We start from the raw sequence: 15777 nt of genomic DNA on the forward strand, positions 1-15777 counted from the left end.
TAGTGTCCTACTATCTGTTTACAAATAGGTTAATTAGTTCCGCCATTTCTTTTGGGGATTGCTTCGTACCATTATTCAACCAGTCCTTAATTACATGAATGGCACCACTTATGATAAAAGTAATGAAATAATCAGTCCGATCAGACTTTTCTGTCACGGCGTGATCCATTAAAATTTGCTTTGCTATAATCATCACTCTCTTCTGAAAGCTTGTTCCCGTATTTTGGTTGAGCAAAGTTTGACATACATGCTTTTGTTCAATGATATATTCTAGAAGAGTTTCTGTAAGCTGAAGAGACTCTTCTTCCTTGGCAAAATTACATTCCGTTAAATGCTTATTCATTTCTTCTATAATTTCCTCTTCAATCTGATGCAATAAATCGAGCGGATCTTTATAGTGCGTGTAAAAAGTAGAACGATTAATATCCGCCTCCATACATATCTCTTTTACAGTTATTGCAGATAAAGGTTTCTGATTTAACAAATGCATTAAGCTATCCTTTAGCACCATCCGGGTATATTTTTTGCGTCGATCCAGCCTTGCAGCCATTCTTAGAAGCCCCCCTTTTTTATTACAAAATAAATGTGAATTTTTTGTAACATTCCGACAAAAAATTAAAATATGTTGGAAATTAGACGTTATTTCTAAAACTGTTTGTTGATTAGGCAACACGGTGTCTATATAATGATATAGTGTAGTTTTAGATTTGGCAAGAGAGAGGATGATCCACGATTGATCTTTCAACAAAAATAATTAAAAACAAAAAAATTATCGTGGTTGTATTTATGGTAATTGCCTTGATTAGTTCGATCGCACAATTTGGCGTATCAGTTAATTATAATATGGTTGACTATTTACCAGAAGATGCACCGTCAATGACCGCAATGGACACAATGGAAGAAGAATTTGATGCAGCGGTTGCCAATACTCGAGTAATGATTAAAGATGTCACCGTCCAAGAAGCACTTGATTACAAAGAAAAGATAGCAGCAATTGATGGTGTAAGTGAAGTGATGTGGTTGGATGACGCTATTGATCTAAAGACACCATTAGAAATGGCAGATCAAGATACCGTGGAATCTTACTATAAAGATAAGGATGCCTTGTTATCTTTTCATATTCAAGAAGGGGAAGAAGTAGAGGTAACAGATAAGGTATATAAACTTATTGGCGAAGAAAATGCTATGTCCGGAGAGGCGCTTAATACAGCAAATTCTCAAAAGATGGCTGGAACAGAATCTGCCTATGCTGCTCTCTTATTAGTCCCGATTATTATTCTTATACTTGTTATATCCACTAATTCCTGGATGGAGCCAGTCTTCTTTTTAACTGCGATTGGAGTATCTGTGCTTGTTAATATGGGTACAAATATTTTTCTAGGTGAAGTATCCTTTGTTACACAGTCAGTTGCACCAATTCTTCAACTTGCTGTATCGCTTGACTATGCCATATTTCTGCTTCATAGCTTCTCAGATTTTCGACAGGAAGGAAAAGAACCAGTAGAAGCGATGCGTATGGCAATAAAGCGATCCTTTCCTGCGATTACAGCAAGTGCTTCGACGACCTTCTTTGGTTTTATGGCACTCAGTTTTATGAATTTCGAGATTGGCTCTGATTTGGGGATAAACCTTGTAAAAGGAATCCTGTTAAGCTTTATCTGTGTAATGATTTTCTTACCTGCTTTAACATTAACCTTCTATAAATGGATAGATAAAACGAAGCACAAGCCCATTATTCCTGCATTTAAAAATATTGGAAAAAGTGTATTAAAACTAAAAATACCTGTGTTAATACTCGTTTTTTTAATGATTGTCCCAGCTTATTTAGGACAAAGCAATACCAACTTTATTTATGGTACGGGCGAACAGCCTGAAAATACAAGAATCGGGCAAGATGAACTCGCTATTGAACAAACCTTTGGAAAGAATACTCCAATGGTATTACTTGTACCAAAAGGTGACATTGCAAAAGAAGAAGAGCTTGTACAGGATTTAGAAAAATTAGAGGAAGTATCAAGCGTGTTAGCTTATGTCAATACAGTGGATCCTGTGATTCCTCCAGAATATTTAGAGGAGTCTGTGGCAGAACAATTCTATTCTGATCAATTTGCGCGAATTATTTTGAATACAAATCAAGACGCTGAAGGGGAAGCTGCCTTTACTCTGATCGAAAAAGTAGAAGAAATGGCTTCAGGATATTATGGAGAAGATGTTTATTCACTTGGAGAAAGTGTTACCTTATATGATATCAAAAACACGGTAGAGAAGGATAATCAACTAGTCAATCTTTTAACAATTATAACGATTGCGATCGTGTTATTGGTGACTTTCCGCTCGATCACTATACCTATTGTCTTATTGCTTACCATTCAATCATCGGTCTGGATTAATTTATCTGTTCCGTATTTCACCGATACACCACTTGTATATGTCGGATATTTAATAATAAGTACAGTACAATTGGCCGCAACAGTTGACTATGCGATATTGTTAACAGAAGCATACGAAAAAAACCGTAAAGAAATGCCTGCAGTTCAGGCTATTAAAAAGACGATCGATGAAAAAATCTTTTCCATTTTAATTTCAGCATCGATCTTATCAAGTGTTGGCTTTATACTAGCATGGACCTCCTCCAATCCGATTGTCTCATCAATTGGGTTATTACTCGGTAGGGGAACATTACTCGCATTTACTATGGTAGTCTTTTTCCTACCCGCGTTGTTAGTCATACTGGATAAGGTCATCGAAAAAACAACATGGAAACCAAACTTTTTTAAAGGGAAGGGATCATGATGAAATTTAGGAAATTCGTGATATTAATGATTATAGGTTTACTACTATTTTCCTTTTTACCAGTTATTATTGCTGCTGAGCAAGGAAGCTATAAGACGAAAGATGAAGTAGTTTACACAACCTTAAAGCCAAATGGATCACAGAAGGAAATGTATGTCGTTAATAGTTTTCAAATAAAGGAAAAAGGAGATCTCGAAGATTATGGCGATTATAAAAGTGTCAAAAATCTAACAGATTTATCTGAATTGTCATTAGCAAAAAATAAAGTTTCCTTTACTGCCTCAACTGATACCTTTTTTTATCAAGGAAATCTTGAGGAGAAGCCATTACCATGGAATTTTGATATCTCTTATCAGCTAGATGGTAAAGTTATACCGTCAGACCAGTTGTTAGGGGAGGATGGACACTTAAAAATAGAGATAGCTACCTCTAAAAATGAAAATGCAGGGGATATCTTTTATGAAAATTATTTATTGCAAATCGCCTTAACATTAGACACTTCGAAATATGAAAATATCATTGCAGAGGAAGCGACTGTAGCGAATGCAGGAAAAAATAAGCAGATAAGCTTCACGTTAATGCCAGAGCAAGAACAAACATTTGTCCTAGAAGCAGATGTAGTAGATCTAGAATTAAACGGGATCGAGATCTCAGCTGTTCCATCTTCTATGTCAATCGATTCACCAAACGTGGATGAAATGACAGAGGATTTCCAATCCTTGTCTGATGCAACTGGAGAAATTAATGATGGTGTCGGTCAATTGCAGCAGGGTATCAGCGAATTAAATGATGGGGTGGCTAGCTTAGAAAATGGATCTAATCAATATCAGAATGGTATAAATGAGCTCGATAACGGTTCAGAGGAATTAATCAATGGCTCATCCGCAATAAATGAGGCACTAAGCAAAATGAAGGAATCACTAAATCAAGAGTTTGGAGCAGGAGACTTTACTGAGCTCATAAATGGGCTAAAGGAACTTGCAGATGGATTGGAGAGTACGGAGAAAGGCTTGTCTAGTTTACAAGAAAATTATGATAATGCGTATCAAGCTTTGGATCAAGCAATTACAGCAATTCCTGATTATGAAATTTCAAATGATGAGATTAATCAATTGAAGCAAAGCACCGATGATGAAAAAGTGGTTGATAAACTAGTCGAAACTTATAAGCAAGCTCGTAAAACAAAAGCAACATATAAACAAGTTAAAGAAGCTTTTTCGGTGGTAAGTCCAACCCTAAAGGAAGTCAATGGTTCCCTTACGAAGATGGTGACTTCTTTAAGAACCATGTCAAAAGAAATCACGAATGCTACAGATCCAGCCAACATCGAACAATCGGTTACTAAACTTCAAGAAGGTGTGTCACAACTAGCTAGTAAATATCAGGAATTTCACAATGGGCTAAAGGAATATACGAATGGAGTTCATAAGCTTTCCAATACCTATACAGATCTGGATAATGGAATATCTGAATTAGGTGAGGGTACAGAGGAATTGGAAAACGGAGCGAAGGAGTTACACAACGGTACAACCGAATTAGCTGATTCTACAAGCGAGATTCCGGAACAAATGCAAAAAGAAGTAGACGAGATGATCAATAAATATGATAAATCTGATTTTAAGGCCATATCTTTTGTATCTGAGAAAAATGAAAAGGTAGGTACCGTTCAGTTTGTCATTAAAACAGAAGATATAAAGAAATCGGATGATAAAGAGGAAGAGAAAGAAGAAGAGCAAAAAGAGAAAAGTTTTTGGGACAAATTATGGGATTTATTCCGCTAAGTAATTGGAAAGTGGCACTATTATGTCACTTTCCATTTTTTATTTCACCTTTCTCTATCCCTTGTCATGACTAACGTTATGATATTTTTTATAAAAACAACTAACAATTTTCCATTATGACAAAGATAGTACCTAATTACCCCTTATACTGGAATCAAAATCAAGCTTAAGGGAGAAGGAATGGATGAAGGAAATTGTAACTACCTTACTCATATTGTTTGCATCACTTATTCTACTTGTAAGCTATAATGCTCGAAAATCGAACAGTTCTACTCAAACCAAGGCAAGAAAGATGGTACCAATAAAGGATTTTGCAAAAATGTACAGGAATCCGCAAGCCTATTATAATCATCAAATAATACTTACCGCAAAAGTGATCAAGGTTATTGAAAACAATAAAGGGATGACTTATCTACCTGTATATACAATCCTGAAAAAAGAACAAAATTTATTGATTTACATAAAACAAACAAAACTGAACGTAAAAGTTAATAATACTATCCGGGTAGTAGGGATTATTCGTAATCAATATGAAGGAAGAGGAAAAAAAGAATTGATGATAGCACCTTTAATAGAGGCTATTTCTATAGAAGTATTGGATTAAAGAAAGTAATGATAAGAGCAAGGTATGTTTAAAACTTTGAAATAGGTGAAAATACAATGGTGAGAACGTAGTATAGGAGGTAAGAAAATGTCAATTTTTTCAAAAGAAGCATTACTTGATCAACATATATTAATAACAGGTGCTACAGGTGGAATTGGCTCCGAGACAGCAAAAACAATTGCTAAAATGGGAGCAAAAGTAACCATTACAGGAAGAAATAAAAAAAGGCTAGTACAATTAAAAACAGAACTCGAAAATGTGACAACAAAGGATAAAATTCATGCAATAGAAGCAGATATCAATAATGAACAGGGAAGGTTAAACCTACTAACCAAATCAGAGGAAGCATTTGGCATAGTTTCAGGTCTAGTAAATTCAGCAGGAATAACGGGGGGAACAGTCGTTGAAAGTTTGAGTGAAGAGGAAGTCGAACATATTATGAGAGTCAATTATTTTTCTGCATTTAGTTTGACACAATCCATTTACCAAAAAATGATCAAAAGAAAACATGGTAATATAGTGAATATTGCTTCACTCTCTGGATTGAGAGGTACATATGGTAATAGTGCTTATGCAGCAAGTAAATTTGCTGTCATAGGATGGACTCAATCTATGGCTGTTGAAGCAATAAGGCATAACATTCGTGTTAATGCAGTCTGTCCTGGATTTGTTGATACGAATATGGCAAGAGGAATCATTGCTAAAAAAGCGGAGCGAAATCAAATCTCGTATAAGACTGCTATGAGAAATGCTAAGAATAGTATTCCATCAGGTGAGCTCACGACAACTCTAGAAGTCGCGAATACAATAGCTTTTCTTTTGACAGATGCTGCGAAGAACATAGTTGGTGAATCAGTGAAAATTTCAGGTGGAAGTGTTATGAGATAAATAATGTTGAAATTATGCCTTCATAATAGATTGGCTCACCTTCTTGGAGTTTTTATTCTTCCAACCAACCAAAGCTCTTTCCAAGGATTTGTCTATTTTCGCTATTTTCCATAATTGCTCGTAAATACTTTCATGATAAATCCTTTGCTGCTGATCAATCATTCCGAGAAAAAGAAGCCATCTTGCAAAATGATCCTGCAAGGGATTTATTATCTGATTTTGCCAAGCCTTTATTACCTTAGGCAGTTCAATGAAATGATATTCAAGCTGATTACTAAGAGAGTAATTATATACAGGTAAATATATGGAGTGAAATTTTGTTGTGTTTAAAAATAATGGGAATGTTAAAAACTTTATGATAATTATTTGCTGTTTGTGAGAATAATCTTCTTGTTTGTAATGAGGAGTATGAAAAAATTTGTGAATTATATTATCGAACAAGTGTAGAAAGTGTATTTCGATCAAGTAATCCTTATTTTTTTCCGTATTCGCATAATAGGTGATAGGTATTTTTTTTATTAATGTTAGTTTTTCTATCGGGTCTTTTTTAAATTTGGATAGGAGTAGTGCTTTAATAAAAGAAAAGAGTACTTCATCTTCTTGAATAATCTGAATAATGTCATCATTTAATGTAGAATATGTAAATCTTACGTGGCTCATCTCTGGTCCCTCCTTTAGCTATATTATTTTAGATACTGCTTTTTTAGTCAAATAGCCAAATATGGATTTGTTAAAATTACCATCTAGATTATTAGATATTTGATATGTAAGAACTCCTTTTAGACACCTGCATTTATCATAGATGAAAGCTTTTCATATTTTGGTTTGAAAAAGTTATGTTAAACTACATTTATATAATCTACTTATACTTCATATTGCCAGAAAGGAGAATCATTTATGAATTCATATATGAACCACGCCATTCGGCTTGCATTAGAAAATGTTCAAGAAGGAGGACAACCCTTTGGAGCCGTATTAGTCCGTAATGAGGAGGTTTTGGCGGAAGGTGTTAACGAATTACATCTTTATCATGACGTAAGCGGTCATGCTGAATTACTCGCTATCCGTCGAGCGCAAAAGAGGCTAAATACGAATGATTTATCGGGTTGTGTTATATATGCAAGTGGAGAGCCATGTGCCATGTGTTTGACCGCAATGTATTTTGCGGGGATCAATCAGGTTTACTTTTGTCAAAGTGTAGATGAGGCAACAGAGGTAGGATTAACGAAATCTAAGGAGATTTATCATGATCTTCAAAAACCAAAAAATCAACGATCCATCAAAATAGAACAATTATCCCTCGATAAAGGGCAGCTAGATCCAATGAAATTATGGAAAGAAAGTAATTAATTATTAGGCATAAAATGTTGTACATTCCTCATAAGGTTCTTTAACTACTAAATTATTAGGTAAAGACGGGAAGAGACAGGGTGGTGTGAAACGGTCTTATGAAAGGTGTAGGTTTAATATTAGAAGGTGGCGGTAGCAGAGGGGTTTTTACAGCAGGAGTGTTACAGTATTTAATGGAGCAAAATATATACATACCTTATGTGATGGGAGTTTCATCAGGTGCTTGTAATGGTTCCTCCTATATTTCCAGGCAGCTTGATCGTAATAGAAAGGTAAATATTGATTATGTGCAGCATCCAGATTATCTATCTTTAAAAAATTTGTTTACAAAAAAACAGCTTTTTGGGATGGATTTTTTATTCGAAACATTAATGAATGAATTAGAGCCATTTGATTATCCAACATTCCAAAAGGCGAAAGAAGAATTTGTTGTGGTAGCAACAGACTGTATTACTGGAACGCCAGTCTATTATTATAAATCGAAATATGCCCAAGAAATGATGACACTAATAAGAGCATCTAGTTCTCTGCCGCTGATTGCCCCAGCTGTTTCATTTGAGAATAGGGAGCTCTTAGACGGTGGGATAACCGATCCGATTCCAATTAAACAGTCGATGAAAGATGGAAATTCACGAAATATTGTTATATTAACTAAAAATCGAGGTTATTTTAAAAAAATGGAGGCATTTCATTGGCTCATAAAAAAGAAATATCAGGCATATCCCGCATTGTTAGCGGCTATCGAAAGGCGACATATTGTTTACAATGATGTACTAAATTATCTGTATGACCAAGAGAAAAAAGGAAATATTTTCCTTATTTGTCCAACCGAAAAACTCCGAGTGGGCAGAATGGAAAAAAACCAGAACAAATTAACGGATTTATATCAGCAAGGGTATGAAGAAATGAAAAAGCTTATACGGCCACTTAAAGAATTTTTAGAGGTGAAGCAAGAGGTTATTTAAGTTTCGAATAAGAGAATGGAAGCGTTTAGGAGTCGAAAGCTTTATCGATTTCCTAAACGCTTTAAGCACATTAATGAACCACTCAGAAAAAAAGGATAGGAATAAAAGACATCCACCATTTAACTTAGTCTAGCTATTTTCCTTCCGAATGTTATAAGAAATAGGAGCAAAAGTAGCCCACTTATTACATAAAAAAAGCTTGTGGTTGGAGCAAATTGAATAAATAATCCACCGATTGATGGACCAGTTAAGCTTCCTATGCTAAAAAATATACCACATAGAAGGTTACCTGTAGGCAAGAGGTTCCGCGGCATCAAATCAGTCATGTAGGTAATTCCTATTGAAAACATGGAACCAACAAACATCCCAGCGGTAAATAAGCAGACTAGTAGTACATAAAAATAATCCTCCATTAATCCAGCCACTGTAAAACAGAGAAAGCCAACCAGCAGGACAATAGTAACCAACCTTTCTCTACCAAGCTGATCCCCGATAATACCAAGTGGAAGCTGGAAGACAATCGCTCCTATAGAAAAAGCAAATAGTAATGCAGAAACGTGACTTACCTCTATTCCAATTCGTAAAGCATACACTGGAAAGTTCCCATTTAAAGAAGTTTCTAAAAATCCATAAGCAAATGGTGGTAAAAAAGCGATCCATGCATACCTCCAAGCTTGACCAAATCGCCTAAATGTATCTCGAAAAGAGCTCATCGTTAAGTCTTGTTCAGGTAGTTCATTTCGAAGGATAAATAATAAGAACCAACCTACTAGACTAAACCCAGCTGAGATAAGAAATGGCAAGCTTTCATGAATATTAACAAGTGGTACCATCAAAGGTCCAACAGCAAATCCTATTCCAAAAGATAATCCATACAGAGCAATATTTCGTCCCCTCTTTTGTTCAGGAGAGAATTCGGTAATCCAAGTTTGAGCAGTAAAATTAACGGCATTATCACCAATACCAATTATCATTCTTAAGAAAAACCAATACCAAAATGATTGCCATAGTGAAAATAGTACGAGCGAAATTAGTACAAGCAATCCTCCTATAACTAGAAGAGGCTTATACCCAAACTTTCTTAATAGAGGCTCCATGAATGGAGAAGTAAATAAAATACCAATATACAATGCCGTAGAATTGATTCCGTTTAAAAACGAAGAGAGCCCACTATTTTCAAATATAACTGCAATTAATGGAAGAAGCATGCCCTGACTAAAGCCTGCAACAGCTACAACAATAACTAAAATGGTTAATCGTAACTGATTATTCATGATTATCCCTTCACCTTTCTTAAGATATCGGTACTTATCATACAGGAAAAAGATGCTATCTTTCAATAGAATGGACTTTTCTACAAAATTTTAGTCAATTTAGAATACTAGCAATGTAAGACAGGCTGTTGTATGATAATGATACTGTCATTTAAAGGAAAAGTTAGGTGAGATATAATATGAAAAATACAGGATTAGTGTTAGAAGGTGGAGGAAGTAGAGGGGTTTATACAGGTGGTGTTTTACAATATTTAATGGAGGAAAATATCTATATTCCATATGTTATTGGAGTCTCGGCAGGTGCTTGTTGTGGATCCTCCTATATTGCACGACAGATAGACCGAAATAAGCGTGTAAATATTGATTATGTCAGTCACCCTGAATATCTATCTTTTCGAAATTGGATTACGAAACGTCAGTTATTTGGAATGGATTTTATTTTTGAAACATTGCCAAATGAGCTAGTCCCATTTGACTTCGAAACGTTTCATCATGCAAAGGAGGAGTTCGTAGTTGGTGTGACAGATTGTGTGACAGGTGATGCACTGTTTTACCGCAAATCAGATTATGCGCAGGATATGATTACTCTTCTTCGAGCATCTAGCTCGTTACCTTTAGTTGCACCGGCTGTCCATTTCGATAATCGTGTATTAATGGATGGAGGCATCACATCACCGATTCCGATTAAGCAGTCGATGAAAGAGGGAAACAATAAAAATGTGGTGATTTTAACACGAAATAGAGGTTATTATAAGAAACCGCAATCCTTTAATTGGTATATTCGAAAAAAATACCGTCAGTATCCCGGATTACTTGAGGCAATTCAGAAAAGACATTCCGAATATAATGACACGTTGAACTACCTTTACGAAGAAGAGAAAAAAGGTAATGTATTTATTATAAATCCGACAGAAAAATTGCAAGTAGGGCGAGTGGAAAAAAATAAAAATAAATTAATGGATTTATATCAAAAAGGCTATCATGATGTAAAAAAACTTGGAGAGCCTCTTAAAGAATTCTTGTCATCCTAAGGAGGTAGCGATGGATACGATTATTTTTGATGTAGATGACACTTTGTATGATCAGGCATTATCCTTTCATACAACATTTAGAAAGCTAATAGGGGATCATTTTTCATATAAAGACATCGATCAGATATACAGAGCTAGCCGTCATTATAGTGAAATGCTTTTCGATCAATCTGAGCGTGGAGAGATAACGGTATTCGATTGGCAGATCGGACGCATTATTCGTGCATGTGAGGACTTTGAAATACCGCTTGATCAAGAGAAGGCTACTACATTTCATCATTTCTATGCAAGAGAGCAAGCGAATATCAAGCTTTTTCCGGAGGTAATAGAGCTATTTGATTTATTGAAGCAAAGTAGCAAACAGTTAGCTATATTAACAAATGGAGAGACAGACCATCAAAGCATGAAGATCAAGCAATTACAGCTTAATCAATGGGTATTAAGCAAGCATATTTATATTTCTGGTTCCTATGGCTATGCTAAACCAAAAAAAGAGATTTTTAAGATAGTCGAAGAAGAATTAGCCTGTAATCCGAACGAAACGGTGTATGTTGGAGATTCTTATGAGAAAGATATTATTGGTGCAAAGCAAGCAGGGTGGAAGGCTGTATGGTTTAATCATCGAAACAGGGAAGTCCCGAAAAATAGTAGATGGTATGCTGATAAAGAAGTGCATAGTGCAAAGGAGCTTTTAGCATATTTTCAAAAGCTAGATAGCTTACAGTGTTAATAGTCCGAATTGATTTAGGAAGTGTTAGGAGTCTTAATGATGCATTATTTTATTAAGTTAAATATAATTAGCATGCTCTATGCTGTAGTGATTTGGTTCCCTCTCGAGCTTATATTAAACACATACAGAATAAGTAGATGGTTATCATCGGAAGTGAACGATGTCCAAAAATGGATGATTGGCATTATAATTGTCGAGTTAATAGTTGGTTCCATTCTGATTATCAATTTATCTAAAAGATGGCTAACGGAAAGGAAGGCTAATTTTTGGACACTTGTCCTTTGGATTCCTTATTTTATACTTCTTATTTATCATTGTGCGGTTTTATTTCCAGTAACAAATGAGGGAGATACACCGTCTCCTGTCACAGGTCTCTTCTTAATAGGTGGGTTCATAGTGTATCCAGTTTATATATTAATATTAAACGCTGCAAGTATCACAAAAGAGGCTGCCTAACAGCTTCGGTTGTATTATTTTAACCATCTATCCTTTAGGAGAGCGGCCTGTTCCAATGTATGCAAAGATTTAATATATAAATCGAGAATATCTGGATAATAATGCGCTTGATCCTTAAGAAAATAGTAAAGGACTTTCCAATCTTTATACCAATCTCCGGTCTCTGCAGGCTTGTGCTGAACATCCTCCCAAGCACTTTGTAACTTAGGGCTATATAAGGGAAATCCTTTTCCTAGCCTTTCACTCTGGAATAGATTAGGAAAGAAATCTTCTCGTGATCCTGTGTGCGGGTGTTGACAAGCCATTGTCAGGATTTTTTGAAAATAAGTAGGATCAAATAAAATTTCATATAAGCGTTTCCCTAATAATATTCGCTTATCTAATGCAGCGAAATGATTGACAGCTTGCCCGACTAACCTCGTCCTACTCCCATCTTGATATGGAAAGAGGATCATATTTAATTGTAATAATTCTTGGAATTTAATTTCGGCTAGTTCCAACAGATTTGCACGATAATTGGAGTTGTGAATCACTCGATTTTCAATATAATGTTGTTCATTTATAATGAGAGCTACAGACAGCAATTCTTTATCATGATAAGAATAAAAAGTATTCCAAATGGTCTGCATAAAAACAGATACACCGAAACAGGGTAAAAGATGGAATAAATTCCTCCCACTTTTCTTAGCTTCTTTATATAATAAAAGCTGTGGATAGGCATCCTGAAAGATTAACCAATTACTTCGCTCTAAATAGTTAAAAAAATATTCCTGTTGCTTATCGGTAAGTAGCTCGGATAAATAGCTCCCCTTTAAATCTGTCATGTTCCAACCACTATTCCTTGAGACCATATGTGCTAGAAACGCCCATTGTATTTCCGGAAATGCTTGAAAAAATTGAAAATAAGCATTTGTTCTTGTAATATTGTTTTGATTTTTTTCATTTACTTTTCTTTGAATGGCTTTGACTAATTCTTGCTCTTTAGCATTAGGATGAATGGGTATCTGTCTCGATTGTAATGCTCTTTTGAGACACTCTAATTTCAGTGGTAGTTTTCTGGAATGACCCAAAATGGCTCTTCCTCTCCATGCAAAACATGATCATTACTATTTAGGATATCCAGCCGTTTTAAGGTTCATACCAAAAATATGCTAAACTGAGAGCAGCGAAACCAACACCACTCGTAAATCGTACATAGATGAAGAGAGGAAGGTGAATTGATGAATAAATTTCCTGATGATATTAACTTTTGCTTTCCTTGGCGAAGCTATCAAGGAGAAGTGTTAAATAATTTAGACGAGCATTTGGCTAATCGACATCTTCATCTCGTAGCTCCACCTGGTTCAGGTAAAACGGTGTTAGGACTAGAAGTTATGCGAAGATTAAACAAAGCGACACTTATCATTGCTCCAACGATTGCCATACGGAACCAATGGGCAGACCGCTTTACAGAGCTATTTTTGCAAAAAAAAGAACGTCCTAATTGGATTTCAACAGATATAAAAAATCCATCATTTCTAACGATTACCACTTACCAAGGGATTTTTGCTTTATTTCATAAAATGGAGCACGGGGCAGAAGAGCCTGAACTGGATGATCTTGAAGAAGAAGAGATCTACATAGAAGATCAATCAAAATACGAATCGATTAACAGACTTTTTCAACAAAACTTTCAAACATTGATCTTGGATGAAGCTCATCATTTACGGACAAGTTGGTGGAAAACAACGATTCATTTACGAGATCAATTAGAAAATCCAGCCATTGTTGCTTTAACTGCCACCCCTCCTTATGATGTGGGAAAAACAGAATGGGAAAACTACATAGCACTCTGTGGTCCAATCGATGAGGAAATTGAAATTGCGGCATTAGTAAAAGAAGGAGATTTATGTCCACACCAAGATTATGTCTGGGTCTCCTCCTTAACAAAGAAAGAAAAGGAGCCGATTGATACTTTTCATCAACAGGTATCACAATTTCATGAAAAGTTAATGCAAAATCAATCCCTCCAAGCATTAATGGAGCATCACCCGTGGATGAATTATGGAGAACACCTAGAAGAGAAGCTTGCTAATTATCCATATTTTATAAGCATGATTCTTTATTTGCGTGCAGTCGATAGTGCATATTGGGAAAAACCCTTTTTAGTAATGGAGGAAAAAGTAGAAAAGCTTCCTTCCTTTGATCGGCACTGGCTAGAGGAATTGTTAAGCAATCTACTATATAAAGATAAGTATGTGAATCCAAAGGAAGAGCCGTTAAAAAGTATCAAAAAACAATTATCTCATATTGGATCTATTGAACATAAAAAAATAAAACTTCATGCAACAAGAGCAATGCAAAGAACTCTTTTACATAGTGCCTCCAAGCTTGATAGTATTGTCGAAATTGTCCAATTAGAGAAGCAATCCCAAAAGAAAAATCTACGAATGGTAATATTAGCAGATTATATTTATCAGGACGATTTGCCAAAGGCAAATGAGGAAGCGCAGCCACTTATCCGACTAGGAGTCATTCCAATATTTGAAAAGCTTCGTCGTCAACTGGACACTTCTTCCAAATTAGGAGTCCTAACAGGCTCTGTAGTTATAATTCCTAATGAGACGATACATTTATTAGAAGAAGCCTCATTAGAGTTCTCTGTCAAACAATTGGACCATGATCCTCACTATGCTCTCGTCAGTTGGAAGGGCTCATCTCGACAAAAAATGGTAAAAGTAATGACTGACATTTTCTCGAACGGGGATATTGATGTTTTAATTGGGACGACAGCATTACTTGGCGAAGGATGGGATGCACCGAGTGTAAATACATTAATTCTAGCTTCGTATGTAGGTAGTTTTATGCTGACCAATCAAATGAGGGGACGCGCTCTTCGAACAGAGAATGGGAATGAAGAAAAAGTTGCGAATATTTGGCATCTTGTTTGTGTGGATCGAGGGATAAGTGATGCTGGATATGATTTTCAATCCTTGACTCGTCGGTTTGATTCACTAACAGGTGTTGATGCAGAAATAGCTGTCATTCAATCAGGAATCCAACGACTTAGAATGCTAGCACCACCTTTCCGACAACAAGATATACACGAAACAAATAAACTAATGAAGAATCGTGCAACAAATAGAAGCCGTTTATTTGCAAAATGGCGTGAAGCAGTAGCGAAAGGAGAAAAGAAACGAATTGAAATGGGAGTGAGCCAAAAAAATTTACCTCCACTATTTATGTTCCGAAACACATTGAAATCATTAATCATTATGTCTGTCGTAATCCTGGCAAGTGCTTTTGTCGAAATGGGGGAATATGGCTATTACACCTCATCTTTGGAAGAAATCATAGTAACTTTATGTATCGGATTTTTGTTAGGGCTGTTGTTCTCAGCACCTTATTGGTGGAAGGCATTAAGAATATATATTTTCAATTCCTCCTTAGAATCAAGAATGAAACAATTAGCTGAAACCATCTACTTGACATTATATGATATTGGGCTCCTTCATACTTCGTTGGATAGAAATAAAATTATCATTAATAAAGGAGACGATGGTAGTTTATCTTGTTATTTGGAACAAGGAACTACCTATGAACAAAAAGTATTCATTGATGCTTTACAGGAATTATTAGATCCCATTGATAATCCAAGATATCTTTTACATCGTCAATCGGGAAAACGTTTATGGGTTCGTCATGACTATCATGCCGTTCCTGAGGAGATTGGTAGAAAGAAAGAGTATGTAGAAAAATTACTAGCTAGATGGAATAAACAGATCGGTAGTGCAAAAATGATCTACACTAGAACACCAGAGGGAAGAAGGCTTTTGTTAAAGGCGAGACTTAAAGCGATGTCGAGTAAATTTGTCAAACGGTCAGAAAGAAAAAGTATTTGGAGTTAGTAGATTGAAAAACGAAGG

The 15777-nt window shown here is 35.6% G+C and carries 14 protein-coding genes; 10 read left to right on the forward strand and 4 right to left on the reverse strand.

Translation table 11 applies throughout. The annotated features are described in order from the left end of the window. Positions 1 to 10: 10 nt before the first annotated feature. Positions 11 to 550 (reverse strand): TetR/AcrR family transcriptional regulator, encoded by a 540-nt coding sequence (locus DLJ74_RS08260; protein ID WP_109984111.1) that lies wholly within the window; start codon positions 548 to 550, stop codon positions 11 to 13. A 236-nt stretch (positions 551 to 786) separates the two neighbouring features. Between DLJ74_RS08260 and DLJ74_RS08265 the strand changes: the two genes are divergently transcribed. The 4 genes from DLJ74_RS08265 (at position 787) to DLJ74_RS08280 (ending at position 6066) form a co-directional block, all read left to right on the forward strand. Continuing rightward, a complete protein-coding gene (locus DLJ74_RS08265; RefSeq protein ID WP_109984112.1) occupies positions 787 to 2793 on the forward strand; it encodes an efflux RND transporter permease subunit in 2007 nt (668 codons plus the stop codon). Further along, on the forward strand, positions 2793 to 4574 hold the full coding sequence (locus tag DLJ74_RS08270) for a YhgE/Pip domain-containing protein (protein ID WP_109984113.1): 1782 nt from the start codon (positions 2793 to 2795) through the stop codon (positions 4572 to 4574). Before DLJ74_RS08265 ends, DLJ74_RS08270 begins: the two co-directional genes overlap by 1 nt. Positions 4575 to 4758: 184 nt before the next feature. Next, complete coding sequence (locus tag DLJ74_RS08275; protein WP_109984114.1) at positions 4759 to 5178, forward strand: hypothetical protein; 420 nt, start codon at positions 4759 to 4761, stop codon at positions 5176 to 5178. Positions 5179 to 5265: 87 nt separating this feature from the next. Beyond that, positions 5266 to 6066 (forward strand): SDR family NAD(P)-dependent oxidoreductase, encoded by an 801-nt coding sequence (locus tag DLJ74_RS08280; protein WP_109984115.1) that lies wholly within the window; start codon positions 5266 to 5268, stop codon positions 6064 to 6066. 12 nt (positions 6067 to 6078) lie between these two features. On the opposite strand, the gene DLJ74_RS08285 is transcribed toward DLJ74_RS08280, so the two are convergent. Next, a complete protein-coding gene (locus tag DLJ74_RS08285) occupies positions 6079 to 6726 on the reverse strand; it encodes a PD-(D/E)XK nuclease family transposase (protein ID WP_054859221.1) in 648 nt (215 codons plus the stop codon). Positions 6727 to 6963: 237 nt separating this feature from the next. Here DLJ74_RS08285 and DLJ74_RS08290 point away from each other — a divergent pair, with 237 nt between their 5' ends. Together DLJ74_RS08290 and DLJ74_RS08295 are read left to right on the forward strand one after the other, a co-directional pair. Next, positions 6964 to 7416 carry a nucleoside deaminase gene (locus DLJ74_RS08290; RefSeq protein WP_054859222.1) on the forward strand — a complete coding sequence of 151 codons (453 nt, stop codon included), beginning with the start codon at positions 6964 to 6966 and terminating at the stop codon, positions 7414 to 7416. Between the two features lie 98 nt (positions 7417 to 7514). Further along, entirely contained in the window at positions 7515 to 8381 is an 867-nt protein-coding gene (locus DLJ74_RS08295; protein WP_109984116.1) for a patatin-like phospholipase family protein, read from the forward strand. Between the two features lie 119 nt (positions 8382 to 8500). On the opposite strand, the gene DLJ74_RS08300 is transcribed toward DLJ74_RS08295, so the two are convergent. Further along, positions 8501 to 9655: an MFS transporter gene (locus DLJ74_RS08300; RefSeq protein WP_109984117.1), complete on the reverse strand. Its 1155-nt coding sequence runs from the start codon at positions 9653 to 9655 to the stop codon at positions 8501 to 8503. Between the two features lie 179 nt (positions 9656 to 9834). Here DLJ74_RS08300 and DLJ74_RS08305 point away from each other — a divergent pair, with 179 nt between their 5' ends. Genes DLJ74_RS08305 through DLJ74_RS08315 form a run of 3 tightly spaced genes read left to right on the forward strand, consistent with a single transcriptional unit; the run spans position 9835 to position 11872 of the window. Further along, the gene (locus DLJ74_RS08305) at positions 9835 to 10686 is read left to right on the forward strand and encodes a patatin-like phospholipase family protein (protein WP_109984118.1); all 852 of its coding nucleotides are present in this window, start codon (positions 9835 to 9837) and stop codon (positions 10684 to 10686) included. A 10-nt stretch (positions 10687 to 10696) separates the two neighbouring features. Further along, positions 10697 to 11416, forward strand: coding sequence for an HAD family hydrolase (locus DLJ74_RS08310; protein ID WP_109984119.1), 720 nt, complete (start codon positions 10697 to 10699; stop codon positions 11414 to 11416). Between the two features lie 39 nt (positions 11417 to 11455). Further along, a complete protein-coding gene (locus tag DLJ74_RS08315; RefSeq protein WP_054859226.1) occupies positions 11456 to 11872 on the forward strand; it encodes a hypothetical protein in 417 nt (138 codons plus the stop codon). A gap of 14 nt (positions 11873 to 11886) precedes the next feature. Here the strand turns inward: DLJ74_RS08315 and DLJ74_RS08320 are convergent, their stop codons facing one another. Next, the gene (locus DLJ74_RS08320) at positions 11887 to 12942 is read right to left on the reverse strand and encodes a DUF2515 family protein (protein WP_054859227.1); all 1056 of its coding nucleotides are present in this window, start codon (positions 12940 to 12942) and stop codon (positions 11887 to 11889) included. Positions 12943 to 13092: 150 nt separating this feature from the next. On the opposite strand from DLJ74_RS08320, the gene DLJ74_RS08325 reads away from it, so the two are divergent. After that, on the forward strand, positions 13093 to 15759 hold the full coding sequence (locus DLJ74_RS08325) for a DEAD/DEAH box helicase family protein (RefSeq protein ID WP_109984121.1): 2667 nt from the start codon (positions 13093 to 13095) through the stop codon (positions 15757 to 15759). Positions 15760 to 15777: the final 18 nt, after the last annotated feature.

Source organism: Gracilibacillus dipsosauri, assembly GCF_003176895.1.
Lineage (GTDB): Bacteria > Bacillota > Bacilli > Bacillales > Amphibacillaceae > Gracilibacillus > Gracilibacillus dipsosauri.

Coding starts and splice junctions, on each gene's coding strand:
- DLJ74_RS08260 (WP_109984111.1), bottom strand. CDS start 550: ATGGCTGCAAGGCTGGATCGACGCAAAAAATATACCCGGATGGTGCTA.
- DLJ74_RS08265 (WP_109984112.1), top strand. CDS start 787: ATGGTAATTGCCTTGATTAGTTCGATCGCACAATTTGGCGTATCAGTT.
- DLJ74_RS08270 (WP_109984113.1), top strand. CDS start 2,793: ATGAAATTTAGGAAATTCGTGATATTAATGATTATAGGTTTACTACTA.
- DLJ74_RS08275 (WP_109984114.1), top strand. CDS start 4,759: ATGAAGGAAATTGTAACTACCTTACTCATATTGTTTGCATCACTTATT.
- DLJ74_RS08280 (WP_109984115.1), top strand. CDS start 5,266: ATGTCAATTTTTTCAAAAGAAGCATTACTTGATCAACATATATTAATA.
- DLJ74_RS08285 (WP_054859221.1), bottom strand. CDS start 6,726: ATGAGCCACGTAAGATTTACATATTCTACATTAAATGATGACATTATT.
- DLJ74_RS08290 (WP_054859222.1), top strand. CDS start 6,964: ATGAATTCATATATGAACCACGCCATTCGGCTTGCATTAGAAAATGTT.
- DLJ74_RS08295 (WP_109984116.1), top strand. CDS start 7,515: ATGAAAGGTGTAGGTTTAATATTAGAAGGTGGCGGTAGCAGAGGGGTT.
- DLJ74_RS08300 (WP_109984117.1), bottom strand. CDS start 9,655: ATGAATAATCAGTTACGATTAACCATTTTAGTTATTGTTGTAGCTGTT.
- DLJ74_RS08305 (WP_109984118.1), top strand. CDS start 9,835: ATGAAAAATACAGGATTAGTGTTAGAAGGTGGAGGAAGTAGAGGGGTT.
- DLJ74_RS08310 (WP_109984119.1), top strand. CDS start 10,697: ATGGATACGATTATTTTTGATGTAGATGACACTTTGTATGATCAGGCA.
- DLJ74_RS08315 (WP_054859226.1), top strand. CDS start 11,456: ATGCATTATTTTATTAAGTTAAATATAATTAGCATGCTCTATGCTGTA.
- DLJ74_RS08325 (WP_109984121.1), top strand. CDS start 13,093: ATGAATAAATTTCCTGATGATATTAACTTTTGCTTTCCTTGGCGAAGC.